The sequence below is a fragment of the Streptomyces sp. NPDC045955 genome (assembly GCF_056430805.1).
The window spans coordinates 193,068-209,050 of record NZ_JBWKKY010000011.1 but is presented as its reverse complement, the minus strand read 5'-3'; the positions used below and the strand labels follow the sequence as shown (position 1 = coordinate 209,050).

The window sequence follows — 15,983 nt, the reverse complement described above, 5'->3', positions numbered from 1 at the left end:
CGACGCACCGGTGTTCGAGGCATTCCTGACGCGACCATGGCGATGAATTAAGCTGCGCGGACGGCCTTTGACTGGAGGTGCGGATGCGTCGCCCTGTCGCACGGAATCTGACGGTCCTGGCGGTTTCGGCCGCCGTGGTGGTGTCGCTGGGAGCGGCGGCGCCGCCCACCGGGCAGCCCACCGACGGTGAGAAAACGCCCCTGGCCGTCGGCTACGGCGGTGCCGTCTCCAGCGTCGACCGGGACGCCTCCGCGGCCGGGCTCGAGGTGCTGCGCAAGGGCGGCAACGCCGTCGACGCGGCCGTCGCCACGGCCGCCGCGCTCGGTGTCACCGAGCCCTACTCGGCCGGCGTCGGCGGAGGCGGCTACTTCGTCTACTACGACGCCAAGTCCCGCAGGGTCCACACCATCGACGGCCGCGAGACCGCCCCGCTGACCGCCGACAAGAACCTGTTCGTCGAGAACGGCAAGCCCGTCCCCTTCGCCCAGGCCGTCAGCAGCGGCCTGAGCGTCGGCACCCCCGGCACGCCCGCCACCTGGCAGACGGCGCTCGACCAGTGGGGCAGCAAGCGGCTCTCGAGCGTCCTGAAACCGGCCGAGCGGCTCGCCCGTGACGGCTTCACGGTCGACGAGACCTTCCGCTCGCAGACGGCGTCCAACGAGACCCGCTTCCGCTACTTCCCGGACACCGCCGAGCTGTTCCTGCCCGGCGGACGGCTCCCCGTCGTCGGCTCCACCTTCAAGAACCCCGACCTCGCCCGCACCTACGCGGAGCTGGCCCGCAAGGGCGTCGGGGCGCTCTACCGCGGTGACATCGGCCGGGACATCGTCGACACGGTCAACAAACCGCCCGTGGACCCCGCCTCGGGCTGGGACGCCCGCCCCGGCGACCTGTCCGAGCGGGACCTGACCGCCTACCGCCCCAAGCTCCAGGCACCCACCAAGTCCTCCTACCGCGGCCTCGGCGTCTACTCGATGGCGCCGTCCTCCTCCGGCGGCACGACGGTCGGCGAGGCGCTCAACATCCTGGAGCGGACCGACCTGTCGAAGGCGAGCCAGGCGCAGTACCTGCACCGCTACATCGAGGCCAGCCGGATCGCCTTCGCGGACCGGGGCCGCTGGGTGGGCGACCCGGCCTTCGAGGACGTACCGACGAAGGAACTGCTGTCCCAGCGGTTCGCCGACTCGCGCGAATGCCTGATCAAGGACGACGCGGTGCTCACGAGCCCTGTGGCGCCGGGTGATCCGCGCGACCCGAAGGCGTGCGGCTCCGGTGGTACGGCCGCTCCGACCACGTACGAGGGCGACAGCACCACGCATCTGACGGTGGCCGACCAGTGGGGGAACGTCGTCGCCTACACCCTCACCATCGAGCAGACGGGCGGCAGCGGGATCACCGTGCCGGGGCGGGGGTTCATCCTCAACAACGAGTTGACGGACTTCTCCTTCACCCCGGCGAATCCCGCCGTGCACGACCCGAACCTGCCGGGGCCGGGGAAGCGGCCGCGGTCCTCGATGTCGCCGACGATCGTGCTCGACCGGCATGACAGGCCCGTGGTGGCGCTGGGGTCACCCGGTGGGGCGACCATCATCACGACTGTTCTGCAGACGCTCACCGGGTTCCTCGACCGGGGGTTGCCGCTCGTCGACGCGATCGCCGCGCCGCGGGCCAGTCAGCGGAACGCCGCGCAGACCGAGCTGGAACCGGGGCTCGACAGTGGCGTGAGGAAGCAGCTCGAAGCGATCGGGCACTCCTTCAAGGCCAACCCGGAGATCGGAGCGGCCACAGGGGTGCAGCGGCTGCCGGGCGGGAAGTGGCTCGCCGCGGCCGAGACCGTGCGGCGGGGTGGCGGGTCGGCGATGGTGGTGCGGCCTGTGCGTTGAGTCCCGTCTGACGGTGCGTGGGGGCTGGTCGCGTCCACGCGGCGGAGCCGCACATCGATACAGCCCCGCGCCCCTATCGGGGCTCCTCCGTACTGAACGCGAGACGGCCGTTCTCCACGTCCACCGTCACCTGGCCGCCCTCCGCGACCCTGCCGTCCAGCAGCAGCCGGGACAGCTCGTTGTCCACCTCGCGCTGGATCGTTCGGCGCAGCGGGCGGGCGCCGTACTCCGGCTGGTAGCCGTGGTCGGCCAGCCATTCCACCGCACGGTCGGTGAAGGTCACCGAGATGCCCTTGCTCCGCACGAGGGACCTGGTGCGGTCCAGCAGGAGGTTGGTGATCCGGCGGAGCTGTTCCGTGCTGAGCTGGCGGAAGACGACGATCTCGTCGATGCGGTTGAGGAACTCGGGGCGGAAGTGCTCCCGCAGGGGGCGCAGGATCTGTTCGCGCCGGGCCTCCTCGTCCGCGTCCGCGCCGCCCGACGCGAAGCCCACGGAGGCGCCGCGGCGGGTGATCACCTCGGAGCCGAGGTTGCTGGTCATCACGATGACGGTGTTGGTGAAGTCGACCGTGCGGCCCTGGGAGTCGGTGAGCCGGCCGTCGTCGAGGACCTGCAGCAGGATGTTGAAGACGTCCGGATGGGCCTTCTCCACCTCGTCCAGCAGGAGCAGCGAGTACGGGTGCCGGCGGACGACCTCGGTGAGCTGGCCGGCCTCCTCGTGGCCCACGTAGCCGGGCGGGGCGCCGACCAGGCGGCTGACGGTGTGCCGCTCCTGGTACTCGCTCATGTCGAGGCGGACCATGCGGTCCTCGCTGCCGAACAGGGCCTCGGAGAGCGCCCGGGCCAGCTCGGTCTTGCCGACGCCGGTCGGGCCGAGGAACAGGAAGCTGCCGATCGGCCGGTCGGGGCTGGCCAGCCCGGCGCGGGAGCGCAGCACCGCGTCCGAGACGACCCGCACGGCCTCGTCCTGCCCGACCACCCGCTCGTGCAGGTGTTCCTCCAGGTGCAGCAGGCGGTCCTTCTCCTCCTGGGTGAGGCTGCTGACCGGGATGCCGGTCTGCCGGGACACCACCTCGGCGATGGCCTCGGCGCCGACGACCAGGTCCTGGCCCTCGTCGATCTCGCCGTCGCCGCCGGCCTGGGTGATCCGCAGCTTCAGGTCCATGATCCGGTCGCGCAACTGGGTGGCCTGCTCGTAACTCTCGTCCGCGACCGCCTGGTCCTTGTCCCGGGTCAGCTGCTCCAGCTCCCGCTCCATGGCCCGTACGTCGGTGCCCTTGGTGCGGGCGCGCAGCCGGACCCGGGCACCGGCCTGGTCGATCAGGTCGATCGCCTTGTCCGGCAGTCGGCGGTCGGTGAGATAGCGGTCGGACAGCTCGACGGCGGCGACCAGGGCCTCGTCGGTGTAGCGGACCTGGTGGTGGGCCTCGTAGCGGTCCTGGAGGCCGCGCAGGATCTCGATCGCGTCCGCCGCGGTCGGTTCCGGCACCATGATCGGCTGGAAGCGGCGGGCGAGCGCCGCGTCCTTCTCGATCCGGCGGTACTCCTCCAGCGTGGTGGCGCCCACGATGTGCAGCTCGCCGCGGGCCAGGGCCGGCTTGAGGATGTTGCCGGCGTCCATGGAGCTGCCGTCGCCGCCGCCGCCGGCACCGGCGCCCACGACGGTGTGCAGCTCGTCGATGAAGATGATCAGCTGGTCGGAGTGGGCGCGGATCTCGCCGACGATGTTGTTCATCCGCTCCTCGAAGTCACCCCGGTAGCGGGTGCCCGCGACCACGCCCGTCAGGTCCAGGGCGACCACGCGGCGCCCCGTCAGCACGTCGGGCACGTCACCCTCGGAGATGCGCTGCGCCAGCCCCTCCACGATGGCGGTCTTGCCGACACCCGCGTCACCGATCAGCACCGGGTTGTTCTTGCCGCGGCGGGAGAGGACCTCGACGGTCTGCTCGATCTCCTGGTCCCGGCCGATCACCGGGTCGATACGGCCCTGCCGGGCCAGCTCGGTGAGGTCACGGCCGTACTTGTCGAGGGTCGGCGTGTTCGTCGGGCGCGGCCGCTCGGCCTGGGGGGCCTCCGGCGCCTCGGGGGGTTCCGAAGGGGCGAAGCGGGCCGCGTTCAGGATGTGTCCCGCGGCCGAGTCGGGGTTCGAGGCCAGGGCGCTGAGCACGTGCTCCGGCCCGATGTAGCCGTAGCCGCGGGCCCGGGCCATGTCGTGCGCGTCCAGCAGGGCGCGCTTGGCGGCCGGGGTGAGGGAGAGCGCGGTCGGCGGCGGCGTGTCGTCCGGGGTGTGCTGGGCCGGGCCCGACCGCTCGTCGATCTGCGACGCCAGAGAGTCGGGGTTCGCGCCCGCCTTGGTGAGCAGGGTCCGGGTGGGTTCGGTGGCGAGCGCCGCCCGCAGCAGGTGTTCCGTGTCGAGATCCCGGCTGCCGTGCTCGGCGGCGTACTGGGCGGCGCCGCGGACGAGTTCCCGGGCAGGCTGGCTGAGCAGCCGGCCGATGTCGATCTGCCGGGGACCGGGACGCGGTCCGCCGAAGAAGCGTGCGAGGAATTCTCCGAAGGGATCCGAGCCGTAGCCCTCCGGGCTGCTGAAGCCGCTGCTCATGGGCCTTCCGTTCCCGGCGTCCCCGGCGCGCGGGCGGGGGACGCCCTCGCTGGTCGACGTGCCGGGGTCGGGTAACCCGGGTGGCAGCCCGTTACACCTGGGGCGCGCTCGTAGAACACCTTCGCACGATCGCGGACAAGGGGCACCTTCGGGGCGTACACGGATAATCCCGGCAGATCTCGGCGTGCGGTCAGGATGATCTCAGCGTGCGGTCAGGATCCTCGGGCCCGCGTCCGTGATCGCTACCGTGTGCTCCGCGTGGGCCGCGCGGGAGCCGTCGTCCGTCTTCAGGGTCCAGCCGTCGGGGGCCGCGTGGAAGGTGTCGATGCCCCCCGCGATGACCATGGGTTCGATCGCCAGCGCCATGCCGTGCCTCAGGCGCATCCCGCGCCCCGGCCTGCCCTCGTTCGGCACTCCGGGGTCCTCGTGCATCCGGCGGCCGATGCCGTGGCCGCCGAAGCCGTCCGGGATGCCGTAGCCCGCGGCGCGGCAGACGGTGCCGATCGCGTGGGCGATGTCGCCGATGCGGTTGCCGACGACGGCGGCCTCGATGCCGGCCGCGAGGGCGCGCTCGGCGGTCTCGATCAGGCGCAGGTCGGCCTCGCGCGGGGTGCCCACGACGAAGCTGAGCGCCGAGTCGCCGACCCAGCCGCCCAGTTCCGCGCCGAAGTCGATGGAGACCAGGTCGCCGTCGCGCAGCCGGTAACGGGTCGGGACGCCGTGCACGATCGCGTCGTTGACCGAGACGCAGAGGACGGCGGGGAAGGGGGTCGGTGCGAAGACCGGCCGGTAGCCGAGGAAGGGTGAGGCCGCTCCCGCCTCCCGCAGGACGTCATGCGCCACCTCGTCCAGCTCCAGCAGGGAGACGCCCACGTCAGCGGCCTTCTGCGCGGCCGTCAGGGCGCGGGCGACGACCTGGCCCGCCTCGTACATCGCGTCGATCGACACATCGGTCTTCAGCTCAACCATGCCAATTACTATACCGGTATTAGAATGGGGGCATGGTGCGCACCCCTCTCACCCCCGAAGAGCGCGAACGCGGCGAACGGCTCGGCCGGCTGCTGCGTGAGGCGCGTGGCGACCGGAGCATGGCGGAGGTCGCGGCGAACGCCGGCATCTCCCCGGAGACGCTCCGGAAGATCGAGACCGGTCGGGCTCCGACCCCGGCCTTCTTCACCGTGGCCGCGCTGGCCGGCGCGCTCGGGCTGTCGATGGACGAACTGGCCGGGCGGTGCGTGCCGGCGCCGGTCTGACAACGCGGTGCTGAGGCTCCTGCGCCGCATGTGAAAACTCCCCGTAGCACGGCTGTAACACGACTGGTGTTGCCTACTGGGCGGAGTGCTCCGGTCGGGCGGGAGTTGAGCGATGGCGGCGGATCGACTCCCAAGTGAAGTACGGGAGTTCGCGCATTACCTGGAGGGTCTGCTGGCACGCCTGGACCCGTCCGGGGGCTGGTGCGCGGTGTTCTGGCAGCGTGACCCTGAGGGCATGCGGGCCTGTCTCGACGGGCGTGAGATGCCGCCGTGGGACGTGGTCGAGGCGCTGTTGCAGGACCTCGCCGGGCAGTACGGCCCGGGGGGCGCGGGCCCGGAGACGGAACGCGCCCGGTCCCTGCACGCCGCCGCGCTCGCCGCGTACGATGCCCGGCCCGGTGGCCGTGACGCCCTCGGGGACCGGCTCGACGTCATGCTCCGCGAACAGAGGTACGCCGCCGAACGCCAGGCGGAACTGACCCGCCTCCTCGCCACCGCCGCGACCCGCGAAGAGGCCGACGCCTTCCGCCTCGACTTCGCCTGGGCCCACGACGACCACCGACGCGCGACGGCGCGCTGCGCGGAACTCCGGGCCCGGATGGCCGACTTGGACCGCCGCGAGCGGGGCGTGTCCGGCGGGGCGTGGGGTGACGGGCGGGTTGGTGGCATGTCGGGGGTTCCCGCGGGTGCGTCCAGTGGCACGGACGCGAGGTCAGGCGGACCCGACGACGGTGCCTGGTCGGGCGCGTGGCGCCCCAGGCCGAACGACCGAGGCGCCGGGGCGGCGAACGGGACCTTGCGAGCAGGGCCGGGCAGGAGTGCGGGCCCAGGTGCGGCTGGGGACGGGGCTTCGCGAGCAGGATCCGCCAGGTGGGCGGGCGCTGGTGCCGCGGTGGACGGTGGCCGGCCGGAAAGGGCCGGCGCGTACACGCCTGACGGCCCGGCACCGGACAGCGGCCGTATGCGGTCGGCTCCTGGCGGCCCGTATGACCCGGGCACGCCTGACCCGCCCTGGCACCGCGACGCCCCGGCTCCAGGTGCGACGGGTGCGGCCCGCCATGACGACCCCCGCCATCCGGACACCGGGGCGCCCCCGGCCGGGAGGCCCCACGCCCAGGACGGCGAGTTTGCGGCTGGGCGTGCCGCCTTCCGGGAGGCCGGATCCGGCGGTGCGTCTGGCGCGTTCGCGGCTCCGGTTCGCGGCGAGCAATCGGGGGACGGGGCTGGCCCGCGGGAGGGTGTGGCCGGTGTCCGTGACCTGGAGTATCAGGCGGGTTGGGCGGCCTCGCGGGAGGCCGCGTCCGACGGCGCCTCCGGCGCGTTCGCGGCTCCCGTTCGCGGGGGTGGGCGTGGCGGCGGGCATTCGGGGGACGGGGCTGGGCCGCGGGAGGGGGCGGCCGGTGTCCGTGACCGCGAGCGTCGGGCGGGTTGGGCGGCCTCGCGGGAGGCCGCGTCCGACGGCGCCTCCGGCGCGTTCGCGGCTCCCGTTCGCGGGGGTGGGCGTGACGGCGAGCATTCGGGGGACGGGGCTGGGCCGCGGGAGGGTGTGGCCGGTGTCCGTGACCTGGAGTATCAGGCGGGTTGGGCGGCCTCGCGGGAGGCCGCGTCCGACGGCGCCTCCGGCGCGTTCGCGGCTCCCGTTCGCGGGGGTGGGCGTGGCGGCGGGCATTCGGGGGACGGGGCTGGCTCGCGGGAGGGGGCGGCCGGTGTCCGTGACCGCGAGCGTCGGGCGGGTTGGGCCGCCTCGCGGGAAGCCGCAGTCGACGGCACGCCCGGTGCCTTCGTCACCCCGGCCCCGTTCGCCTCCGAGGCCGCAGCCGCCCACCAACTCCCATCCACGTCGGAACCACCAGCCGACGCCGACCAACCGGCCGCACCTGAACCTCCTGGCACACCCGAGCCGCTCACCCCCAAGCAACGCAAACGCCGCCGCGGCAGCGCCCGTTTCGCCGGGATGGCCGAGCAGGACGCCGCACCCGTCGTCGTGCCGCCCGCTGCCGTGCCGCTGCTTCCTGAACCCGCCCCCGTGACCGGCCGCCGCAAGCCGCGTGGTGCGCGGTTCGCCGGGGCCGCCGACGAAGCGGTGGGGGAGGAGCGCACGGAGGCGCGGGTCGCGGCCGTCGGGGTGGCGGAGCGGAGGGACGTCGTGCAAACCGTCGAGGCCCTCGCGCGGCTGCGCAAGGAGGGCCGCAGCGGCGAGGCGCATGCTCTGCTGGTCGAGGCCGCGTCCTGGACCCCGGACCGGTTCCCGCTGCTCGCGCAGGAGCTGGAGCGGGCCGGGCTCGGTGCGGACTGGCAGACGCTGCTCTGGGAGGCCGGCTCGCTGCCCGCCGGGCGGCTGGTCGCCGCGGCGGACGCACTGGGCGCGGCCGGCCGCGCGGGTGACGGGCAGCAGATCCTGCGGCAGGGAGTCGGCCGGCCCCCGGGCGAGATCGGAAAGGCCGTCCTCGGACTCGTCGCCGAGGGGCGTCACCGCGAGGTGCGCGTACTGCTCGACGCGTACGTCCAGGCCCGCACCCCCGAGGAGGCGGCCCGCAGCGCCGAGCCCGGACCGCAGACCCTCGTACCGCTGCTGCTGGAGGCCGCCCGGGGCGTGTCGGACGAGCGCCGCCGGGACCTCGTGCACGCTCTGCGAGTCGCCGGATTCCCCGCCTGAGCGGGCATGCCGTGCCCCCGGCGACTCACCCACCGGAGTGCGAATGGCGCCCGGTACCGCGGGTTGGCGACGATGGTCTTGGCAAGCCCGTGCCGGAGGCTTACGTTCGTGGCTCTACGGCCCGCTTCTACGGGCGTAGAGGCGCTGACGTCGCGTCGAAGGAGCAGCTCATGGCCAACGTCGTACGTGCCGCCCTGGTCCAGGCCACCTGGACCGGCGACACCGAGTCCATGGTGGCGAAACACGAGGAGCACGCCCGCGAGGCGGCCCGCCGGGGCGCGAAGATCATCGGTTTCCAGGAAGTCTTCAACAGCCCTTACTTCTGTCAGGTCGAGGAGCCGGAGCACTACCGCTGGGCCGAGCCCGTGCCCGACGGGCCGACCGTGCGGCGGATGCGGGCCCTCGCGCGCGAGACCGGCGTGGTGATCGTCGCGCCGGTGTTCGAGGCGGAGCAGCCCGGCTTCTACTACAACACCGCGGCCGTGATCGACGCCGACGGCAGTTACCTCGGCAAGTACCGCAAACACCACATCCCGCAGCTCAAGGGCTTCCGCGAGAAGTTCTACTTCAAGCCGGGCAACCTCGGCTGGCCCGTCTTCGACACGGCGGCCGGCAAGGTCGGCGTCTACATCTGCTACGACCGCCACTTCCCGGAGGGCTGGCGGCAACTCGGCCTGTCCGGAGCCCAGCTCGTCTACAACCCCTCCGCCACCCACCGCAGCCTGTCGTCCCACCTGTGGCGGCTGGAGCAGCCCGCGGCCGCCGTCGCCAACGGGTACTACATCGCCGCGATCAACCGCGTCGGACAGGAGGAGTACGGCGACAACGACTTCTACGGGACGAGCTACTTCGTCGACCCCCGCGGCCAGTTCGTGGGCGACGTGGCCAGCGACAGCCAGGAGGAACTCGTGATCCGGGACCTGGACCTCGACCTCATCGAAGAAGTGCGGCAGACGTGGGCCTTCTACCGCGACCGCCGCCCCGACGCCTACGAAGGACTGGTGCAGCCGTGACCAACGACCTGCTGGGCCGCCACCGGGCCGTGCTCCCCGACTGGCTCGCCCTCTACTACGAGGAGCCCCTGGAGATCACTCACGGCGAGGGCCGCCACGTCTGGGACTCCCACGGCAACCGGTACCTCGACTTCTTCGGCGGCATCCTCACCACGATGACCGCGCACGCCCTGCCCGAGGTGACCAAGGCGGTGAGCGAGCAGGCCGGGCGGATCATCCACTCCTCGACCCTGTACCTCAACCGGCCGATGGTCGAACTCGCCGAACGCGTGGCCCAGCTCAGCGGCATCCCCGACGCCCGCGTCTTCTTCACCACCTCCGGCACCGAGGCCAACGACACCGCCCTGCTGCTCGCCACCACGTACCGGCGCAGCAACACGGTCCTGGCGATGCGCAACAGCTACCACGGCCGCTCCTTCAGCTCCGTGGGCATCACCGGCAACAGTGGCTGGTCCCCGACCTCCCTGTCCCCGCTCCAGACGCTCTACGTCCACGGCGGCGTGCGCACGCGCGGCCCGTTCGCTTCCCTCGGCGACGACGACTTCATCGCCGCCTGCGTCGACGACCTGAAGGACCTGCTCGGCCACACCCGCCCCCCGGCCGCGCTGATCGCCGAACCCGTCCAGGGCGTCGGCGGCTTCACCGCACCGCCCGACGGGCTGTACGCCGCCTTCCGCGAGGTGCTGCACGAGCGCGGCATCCTGTGGATCGCCGACGAGGTGCAGACCGGCTGGGGCCGCACCGGCGAGCACTTCTGGGGCTGGCAGGCCCACGGGCGGAACGGGCCGCCGGACATCATGACCTTCGCCAAGGGCATCGGCAACGGCATGTCCATCGGCGGTGTCGTCGCCCGCTCCGAGATCATGAACTGCCTCGACTCCAACAGCATCTCCACGTTCGGCGGCACCCAGATCACCATGGCGGCCGGCCTCGCCAACCTCAACTACCTGCTGGAACACGACCTCCAGGGCAACGCCCGGCGCGTCGGCGGCATGCTCATCGAGCGGCTGCGGTCCGCCGCCGCGCACGTGCCGGCCGTGCGCGAGGTGCGCGGACGCGGATTGATGATCGGGATCGAGATCACCAAGCCGGGGACCGACGAGGCCGACCCACAGGCTGCGGCGGCCGTCCTGGAGGCGGCCCGCGAGGGCGGCCTGCTGATCGGCAAGGGCGGCGGCCACAACACCAGCGCCCTGCGCGTCGCCCCGCCGCTGTCCCTCAACGTCGCGGAGGCCGAGGAAGGCGCCGCGATCCTCGAGAACGCTCTGAGGAGCATTCAGTAGCAGTGAACTGAACAAGGGAACGGCACCATGACCATCACCTTGGATTCCCTGGAACCCGCGCTGTCGGTCCGGCAGGTCCTCACCCTGGAGCGGGTGCTCGCCGGGGAGCCCGAGGTGGTGGCCGGCGCGGGCCATCTCGACCGGGCGGTGCGCTGGGTGCACGTCGCCGAGGCCGCCGACGTCGGCGTGATGCTCAGCGGCGGCGAGATGGTCCTCACCACCGGGGTGCTGCTCGCCGGCGACGAGGAGAAACAGGCCGAGTACGTCCGGTCGCTGCACCGCGCGGACGCCTCCGCCGTCGTCCTCGGACTCGGCCGCGCCTTCCCCGCCGCACCGGCCGTGATGCGCCGGGCGGCCGAGCGGTGCGGACTGCCGATGGTCGTCCTGCACCGGCCCTTCCCCTTCGCCGAGCTGACCGAGGAGGTCCAGTCACGGCTCGTACGGCGCAAGTTCGCCGCCGTCAGCCTCTCCGAGGCCGTCCGCACCGAACTCACCGCCCTGATCACCGCGGGCGCCCCGCTGCAACGCCTGCTCGACGAGGTAGCCCGGCACAGCGCCTGCCCGGTCGTCGTCACCAACCTCGCCCACCGCGTCCTCGGCACGGCGGGGGAGCGGCCCGCGGTGGACGACGTACTGCGCGACTGGGAGCGCATCGCCCGGCAGGCATGGGGGCACCGCCCAGGCCGTTCAGGCACTGGGGGAGGCACCGAGGGCGACGGCTGGATCTGGGCCGAACTGGGCGGACGCGGGGAGCGCTGGGGCCGGATCGTGCTGTGCGGCTACCGGGGCGACACCGCCACCGGGCGGCTGCTGGCCGACCGCGCCGCCGAGGCCCTCGTCCTGCACCGCATGCTGGGCGGCGCCGCCTGCTCCTGGGAGGAGCAGTCCGCGCAGAGCCTGCTGACCGACCTGGTCAGCGGCGTCGTACCGGCACGGCAGCTGCTGCCGCGGGCGCGTGCGGCCGGGCTGCCGGTCAACCGGCGGACGTTCGTGCCGCTGGTCGTCCGCGATCGCGACACCGCCCGGCTCGACCGGCTGCTGCGGCTGCTGGGCCTGCCCGGGCTGGTCGCCGAACTGGCCGACGGAGCCACCGCCGTGCTGCTCAGCCTCGCGCGCGACCAGGACGCGGACGCCCTCGCCGCGCACTTCGCGACCCGGCTGCGCACCGAGTCCGCACCGGCCCGCACGGTCGTCGCCGCGGCCGAACCCCGGACCGCCTGGGACGACGTCCCGGCCGGACTGCGCGAGGCCCGGCACGTGGCGGACGCCGTCGCCGACTCCGTCGCCGCCCTGGACCTCCCGCCGGTCGTCCGCCTGCGCGACGTCCACCTGCGGGGCCTGATCCGCCTGCTGCGCGACGACCCGCACGTGCAGTCCTTCGCGGAGCGGGAGCTGGCCGGGCTGTTGTGCGAGACCGAGGAGGACCTGCTGTCCGTGCTGCGCACCTACCTCGCCACCGGCCGCAACAAGTCCCGGACCGCCCAGCTCCACCACGTCTCGCGGCCCGCCCTGTACCGCCGCCTGGAGTCCATACAGGTCCGCCTCGGGGTGGACCTCGACGACTTCGAGCAGGCCGCCTCGGTGCACATCGCACTCCTCGCGCACGACGCGCAACAGCAGTGAAACACCCGACCACCTGGGAAAACGGCGGTGAAACATGGGCTCACGGCAGAGTGACACGGTGACACGCCGCACGCCCGCAGACGTGACACGGTGCAACTCAAAGAGCGAGTCCCGGCTTCCTAGGCTCACGGCACACCGAGCGACCGGAGGTCCCGATGAGCCGAGTGATCCGTGCCGCCGTCTTCCAGACCGCCTGGACGGGCGACAAGGAGTCGATGATCCAGGTCCACGAGCAGGCGGCCCGCGACGCCGCCGCGCAGGGCGCCCAAGTCCTGTGCTTCCAGGAGCTGTTCTACGGACCGTACTTCTGCCAGGTCCAGGACCCGGCCTTCTACGAGTACGCCGAGCAGATCCCCGAGGGCCCGATCGTCCGCCGCTTCCAGGCCCTCGCCAGGGAACTGGGCATCGTCCTGGTCCTGCCGATGTACGAGGAGGAACAGCCCGGCGTCCTCTACAACACCGCCGCCGTGATCGACGCGGACGGCTCCTACCTCGGCAAGTACCGCAAGACCCACATCCCGCAGGTCCAGGGCTTCTGGGAGAAGTTCTACTTCCGCCCGGGCAACACCGGCTGGCCGGTCTTCGAGACCGCGGTCGGCAAGGTCGGTGTCTACATCTGCTACGACCGTCACTTCCCCGAGGGCTGGCGCGCACTCGGCCTGGCGGGCGCCGAGATCGTCTTCAACCCCTCGGCCACCTCCCGCGGCCTGTCCGGCTACCTCTGGCAGCTGGAACAGCCGGCGGCGGCCGTCGCCAACGAGTACTTCGTGGGCGCGATCAACCGGGTCGGCGTCGAGGAGTACGGCGACAACGACTTCTACGGAACGTCGTACTTCGTCGACCCGGAGGCCCAGTTCGTCGGCGAGGTGGCCAGCGACAAGGAGCCCGAACTGGTCGTCCGCGACCTGGACATGGCCAAACTCCGCGAGGTCCGCGACCGCTGGCAGTTCTACAGGGACAGGGCCCCGGGGGCGTACGGGCCACTGACAGCACCCTGAGAGGCCCGTGGGGGGCGTGCCCCAAGGGGCGCGGGACTGCGTTCGATATGCGGCTACCGCCGCGTGGGCGCGACCAGCCACTGACGACCCGCACCAACCCACAGCGAGGAGCGACCACGACATGAGCAGCCGTACAGTCATCCGGGGCGGCCTCGTCATCACCGCATCCGACGAGATCCACGCCGACGTCCTGATCGAGGACGGCCGAATCGCCGCCCTCGCGGCCTCCGGCACCCCCGCCGCCGAGGCCTTCACCGCGGACCGGACGATCGACGCCACCGGAAAGTACGTCATCCCCGGCGGCGTCGACGCCCACACCCACATGGAGCTGCCCTTCGGCGGCACCTTCGCCTCCGACACCTTCGAGACCGGCACCCGCGCCGCCGCCTGGGGCGGCACGACCACGATCATCGACTTCGCCGTGCAGAGCGTGGGGCACAGCCTGCGCGAGGGCCTGGACGCCTGGCACGCCAAGGCCGAGGGCAACTGCGCCGTCGACTACGGCTTCCACATGATCGTCTCCGATGTCAACGAGCACACCCTCAAGGAGATGGACCACCTGATCGAGGAGGGCGTCACCTCCTTCAAGCAGTTCATGGCCTACCCGGGGGTGTTCTACTCCGACGACGGCCAGATCCTGCGCGCCATGCAGCGCTCCGCCGAGAACGGCGGACTGATCATGATGCACGCCGAGAACGGCATCGCGATCGACGTCCTGGTCGAGCAGGCGCTGGCCCGGGGCGAGACCGACCCCCGCTACCACGGCGAGGTCCGCAAGGCCCTGCTGGAGGCCGAGGCCACCCACCGCGCCATCAGGCTGGCGCAGGTCGCGGGCGCACCCCTCTACGTCGTGCACGTCTCGGCGACGGAGGCGGTCGCCGAGCTGGCCCGGGCCCGCGACGAGGGACTGCCCGTCTTCGGCGAGACCTGCCCGCAGTACCTGTTCCTCTCCACCGACAACCTCGCCGAGCCGGACTTCGAGGGTGCGAAGTACGTGTGCTCCACCCCGCTCAGGCCGAAGGAGCACCAGGCCGCGCTGTGGCGGGGGCTGCGCACCAACGACCTCCAGGTCGTCTCCACCGACCACTGCCCCTTCTGCTTCGTCGGCCAGAAGGAACTCGGCCGCGGCGACTTCTCCAAGATCCCCAACGGCCTCCCGGGCGTCGAGAACCGTATGGACCTGCTCCACCAGGCCGTCCTCGACGGGCACATCTCCCGCCGGCGCTGGATCGAGATCGCCTGCGCCTCCCCGGCCCGGATGTTCGGCCTCTACCCGAAGAAGGGCACCATCGCGCCGGGCGCCGACGCCGACGTCGTCATCTACGACCCGCACGCCGAGCAGGTCATGTCGGCCGGCACGCACCACATGAACGTCGACTACTCGGCGTACGAGGGCAAACGCGTCACCGGGCGGGTCGAGACGGTCCTCTCGCGCGGCGTACCCGTCATCACCGAGCGGGAGTACACCGGGCACGCCGGGCACGGCGTCTTCACCCCGCGTTCCACCTGTCAGTACCTCAACTAGGAGTGGTGCGATGGACTTCGGACTCGTCCTGCAGACGGACCCGCCGGCCTCGCGGGTGATCAGCCTGATGAAACGCGCGGAACGCAACGGATTCTCGTACGGCTGGACCTTCGACTCCGCCGTGCTGTGGCAGGAACCGTTCGTGATCTACAGCCAGATCCTGGCCAACACCACGAAACTGAAGATCGGGCCGATGGTGACCAACCCGGGCACCCGCACCTGGGAGGTCACCGCCTCCACCTTCGCCACCCTCAACGACATGTTCGGCAACCGCACGGTCTGCGGCATCGGCCGCGGCGACTCCGCGATGCGCGTGGCCGGCCGCAAGCCCAACACGCTGGCCCGGATCAGCGAGGCCATGAACGTCATCCGGGCCCTCGGCAGCGGCCAGGAGGCCGACCTCGGCGGCGGCACGGTCGTCCGGTTCCCGTGGATCGGGCCGGGCGCAGAACTCCCCGTGTGGATGGCCGCGTACGGCCCCAAGGCCCTGAAGATGGCCGGTGAGGAGGCCGACGGGTTCATCCTTCAGCTGGCCGACCTCTATCTGACCGAGTACATGGTCAAGGCCGTGAAGGACGCGGCCGTCGCCGCCGGCCGGGACCCGTCCGAGGTGACCGTCTGCGTGGCCGCCCCCGCCTACGTCACCGACGACGACTCTCCCGAGGCGCTCGCCCACGCGCGCGACCAGTGCCGGTGGTTCGGCGGGATGGTCGGCAACCACGTGGCCGACCTGGTGTCCAAGTACGGCGAGCACTCCGCCGCCGTCCCCGACGAACTCACCGACTACATCAAGGCGCGCGAAGGCTACGACTACTCCCACCACGGCCGCGCCGACAACCCCGACACCCAGTTCGTGCCCGACGAGATCGTCGACCGGTTCTGCCTGATCGGCCCGGTCGACAAGCACGTCGAGAAGCTGACCGCTCTGCGTGCCCTCGGCGTCGACCAGTTCGCCGTCTACGACATGCACGACGCGCAGGAAGCCGTGATCGACACGTACGGATCGCGGGTCATCCCCGCCGTCAACGGCTGACCACCGCCGCACCACTCCCTTCGATCTCCCCCTTCCCGCCGGCCCGGGAAGGGGGCCCAGGGCGCTCCCGAGCGCACCCCCCATCGGCGTCACCCGCATGGCCTTTCCCGTCCC

At 72.1% G+C, this 15,983-nt stretch carries 12 protein-coding genes; 9 read left to right on the top strand and 3 right to left on the bottom strand.

Annotated elements, in window-relative coordinates; genetic code table 11:
* Positions 1-83: 83 nt before the first annotated feature.
* Positions 84-1,883, top strand: a complete 1,800-nt coding sequence (gene ggt / locus AC07F0_RS23915) for a gamma-glutamyltransferase (RefSeq protein ID WP_478981695.1) — start codon at positions 84-86, stop codon at positions 1,881-1,883.
* A 73-nt stretch (positions 1,884-1,956) separates the two neighbouring features.
* Here ggt and AC07F0_RS23910 read toward each other — a convergent pair whose 3' ends face one another.
* Entirely contained in the window at positions 1,957-4,485 is a 2,529-nt protein-coding gene (locus AC07F0_RS23910; protein ID WP_478981693.1) for an ATP-dependent Clp protease ATP-binding subunit, read from the bottom strand.
* A gap of 201 nt (positions 4,486-4,686) precedes the next feature.
* On the bottom strand, positions 4,687-5,454 hold the full coding sequence (gene map, locus AC07F0_RS23905) for a type I methionyl aminopeptidase (RefSeq protein WP_478981691.1): 768 nt from the start codon (positions 5,452-5,454) through the stop codon (positions 4,687-4,689).
* A 32-nt stretch (positions 5,455-5,486) separates the two neighbouring features.
* Between map and AC07F0_RS23900 the strand changes: the two genes are divergently transcribed.
* Positions 5,487-5,738, top strand: a complete 252-nt coding sequence (locus tag AC07F0_RS23900; protein WP_436726956.1) for a helix-turn-helix domain-containing protein — start codon at positions 5,487-5,489, stop codon at positions 5,736-5,738.
* Positions 5,739-5,811: 73 nt separating this feature from the next.
* Here the strand turns inward: AC07F0_RS23900 and AC07F0_RS23895 are convergent, their stop codons facing one another.
* Positions 5,812-6,288 (bottom strand): hypothetical protein, encoded by a 477-nt coding sequence (locus AC07F0_RS23895; protein ID WP_478981689.1) that lies wholly within the window; start codon positions 6,286-6,288, stop codon positions 5,812-5,814.
* Between the two features lie 1,404 nt (positions 6,289-7,692).
* Between AC07F0_RS23895 and AC07F0_RS23890 the strand changes: the two genes are divergently transcribed.
* The 7 genes from AC07F0_RS23890 (at position 7,693) to AC07F0_RS23860 (ending at position 15,869) form a co-directional block, all read left to right on the top strand.
* Positions 7,693-8,394, top strand: a complete 702-nt coding sequence (locus AC07F0_RS23890) for a hypothetical protein (protein WP_478981688.1) — start codon at positions 7,693-7,695, stop codon at positions 8,392-8,394.
* 170 nt (positions 8,395-8,564) lie between these two features.
* Positions 8,565-9,407 (top strand): nitrilase-related carbon-nitrogen hydrolase, encoded by an 843-nt coding sequence (locus AC07F0_RS23885; RefSeq protein ID WP_478981687.1) that lies wholly within the window; start codon positions 8,565-8,567, stop codon positions 9,405-9,407.
* A complete protein-coding gene (locus AC07F0_RS23880) occupies positions 9,404-10,690 on the top strand; it encodes an aspartate aminotransferase family protein (protein ID WP_478981685.1) in 1,287 nt (428 codons plus the stop codon). The genes AC07F0_RS23885 and AC07F0_RS23880 overlap by 4 nt, the downstream gene beginning before the upstream one ends.
* 27 nt (positions 10,691-10,717) lie before the next feature.
* Positions 10,718-12,313 (top strand): PucR family transcriptional regulator, encoded by a 1,596-nt coding sequence (locus AC07F0_RS23875; protein WP_478981683.1) that lies wholly within the window; start codon positions 10,718-10,720, stop codon positions 12,311-12,313.
* Between the two features lie 155 nt (positions 12,314-12,468).
* Positions 12,469-13,311: a nitrilase-related carbon-nitrogen hydrolase gene (locus AC07F0_RS23870; RefSeq protein ID WP_478981681.1), complete on the top strand. Its 843-nt coding sequence runs from the start codon at positions 12,469-12,471 to the stop codon at positions 13,309-13,311.
* A 121-nt stretch (positions 13,312-13,432) separates the two neighbouring features.
* Entirely contained in the window at positions 13,433-14,836 is a 1,404-nt protein-coding gene (gene hydA / locus AC07F0_RS23865; protein ID WP_478981680.1) for a dihydropyrimidinase, read from the top strand.
* Positions 14,837-14,846: 10 nt separating this feature from the next.
* On the top strand, positions 14,847-15,869 hold the full coding sequence (locus AC07F0_RS23860; RefSeq protein WP_478981678.1) for a TIGR03842 family LLM class F420-dependent oxidoreductase: 1,023 nt from the start codon (positions 14,847-14,849) through the stop codon (positions 15,867-15,869).
* Positions 15,870-15,983 lie beyond the last annotated feature (114 nt).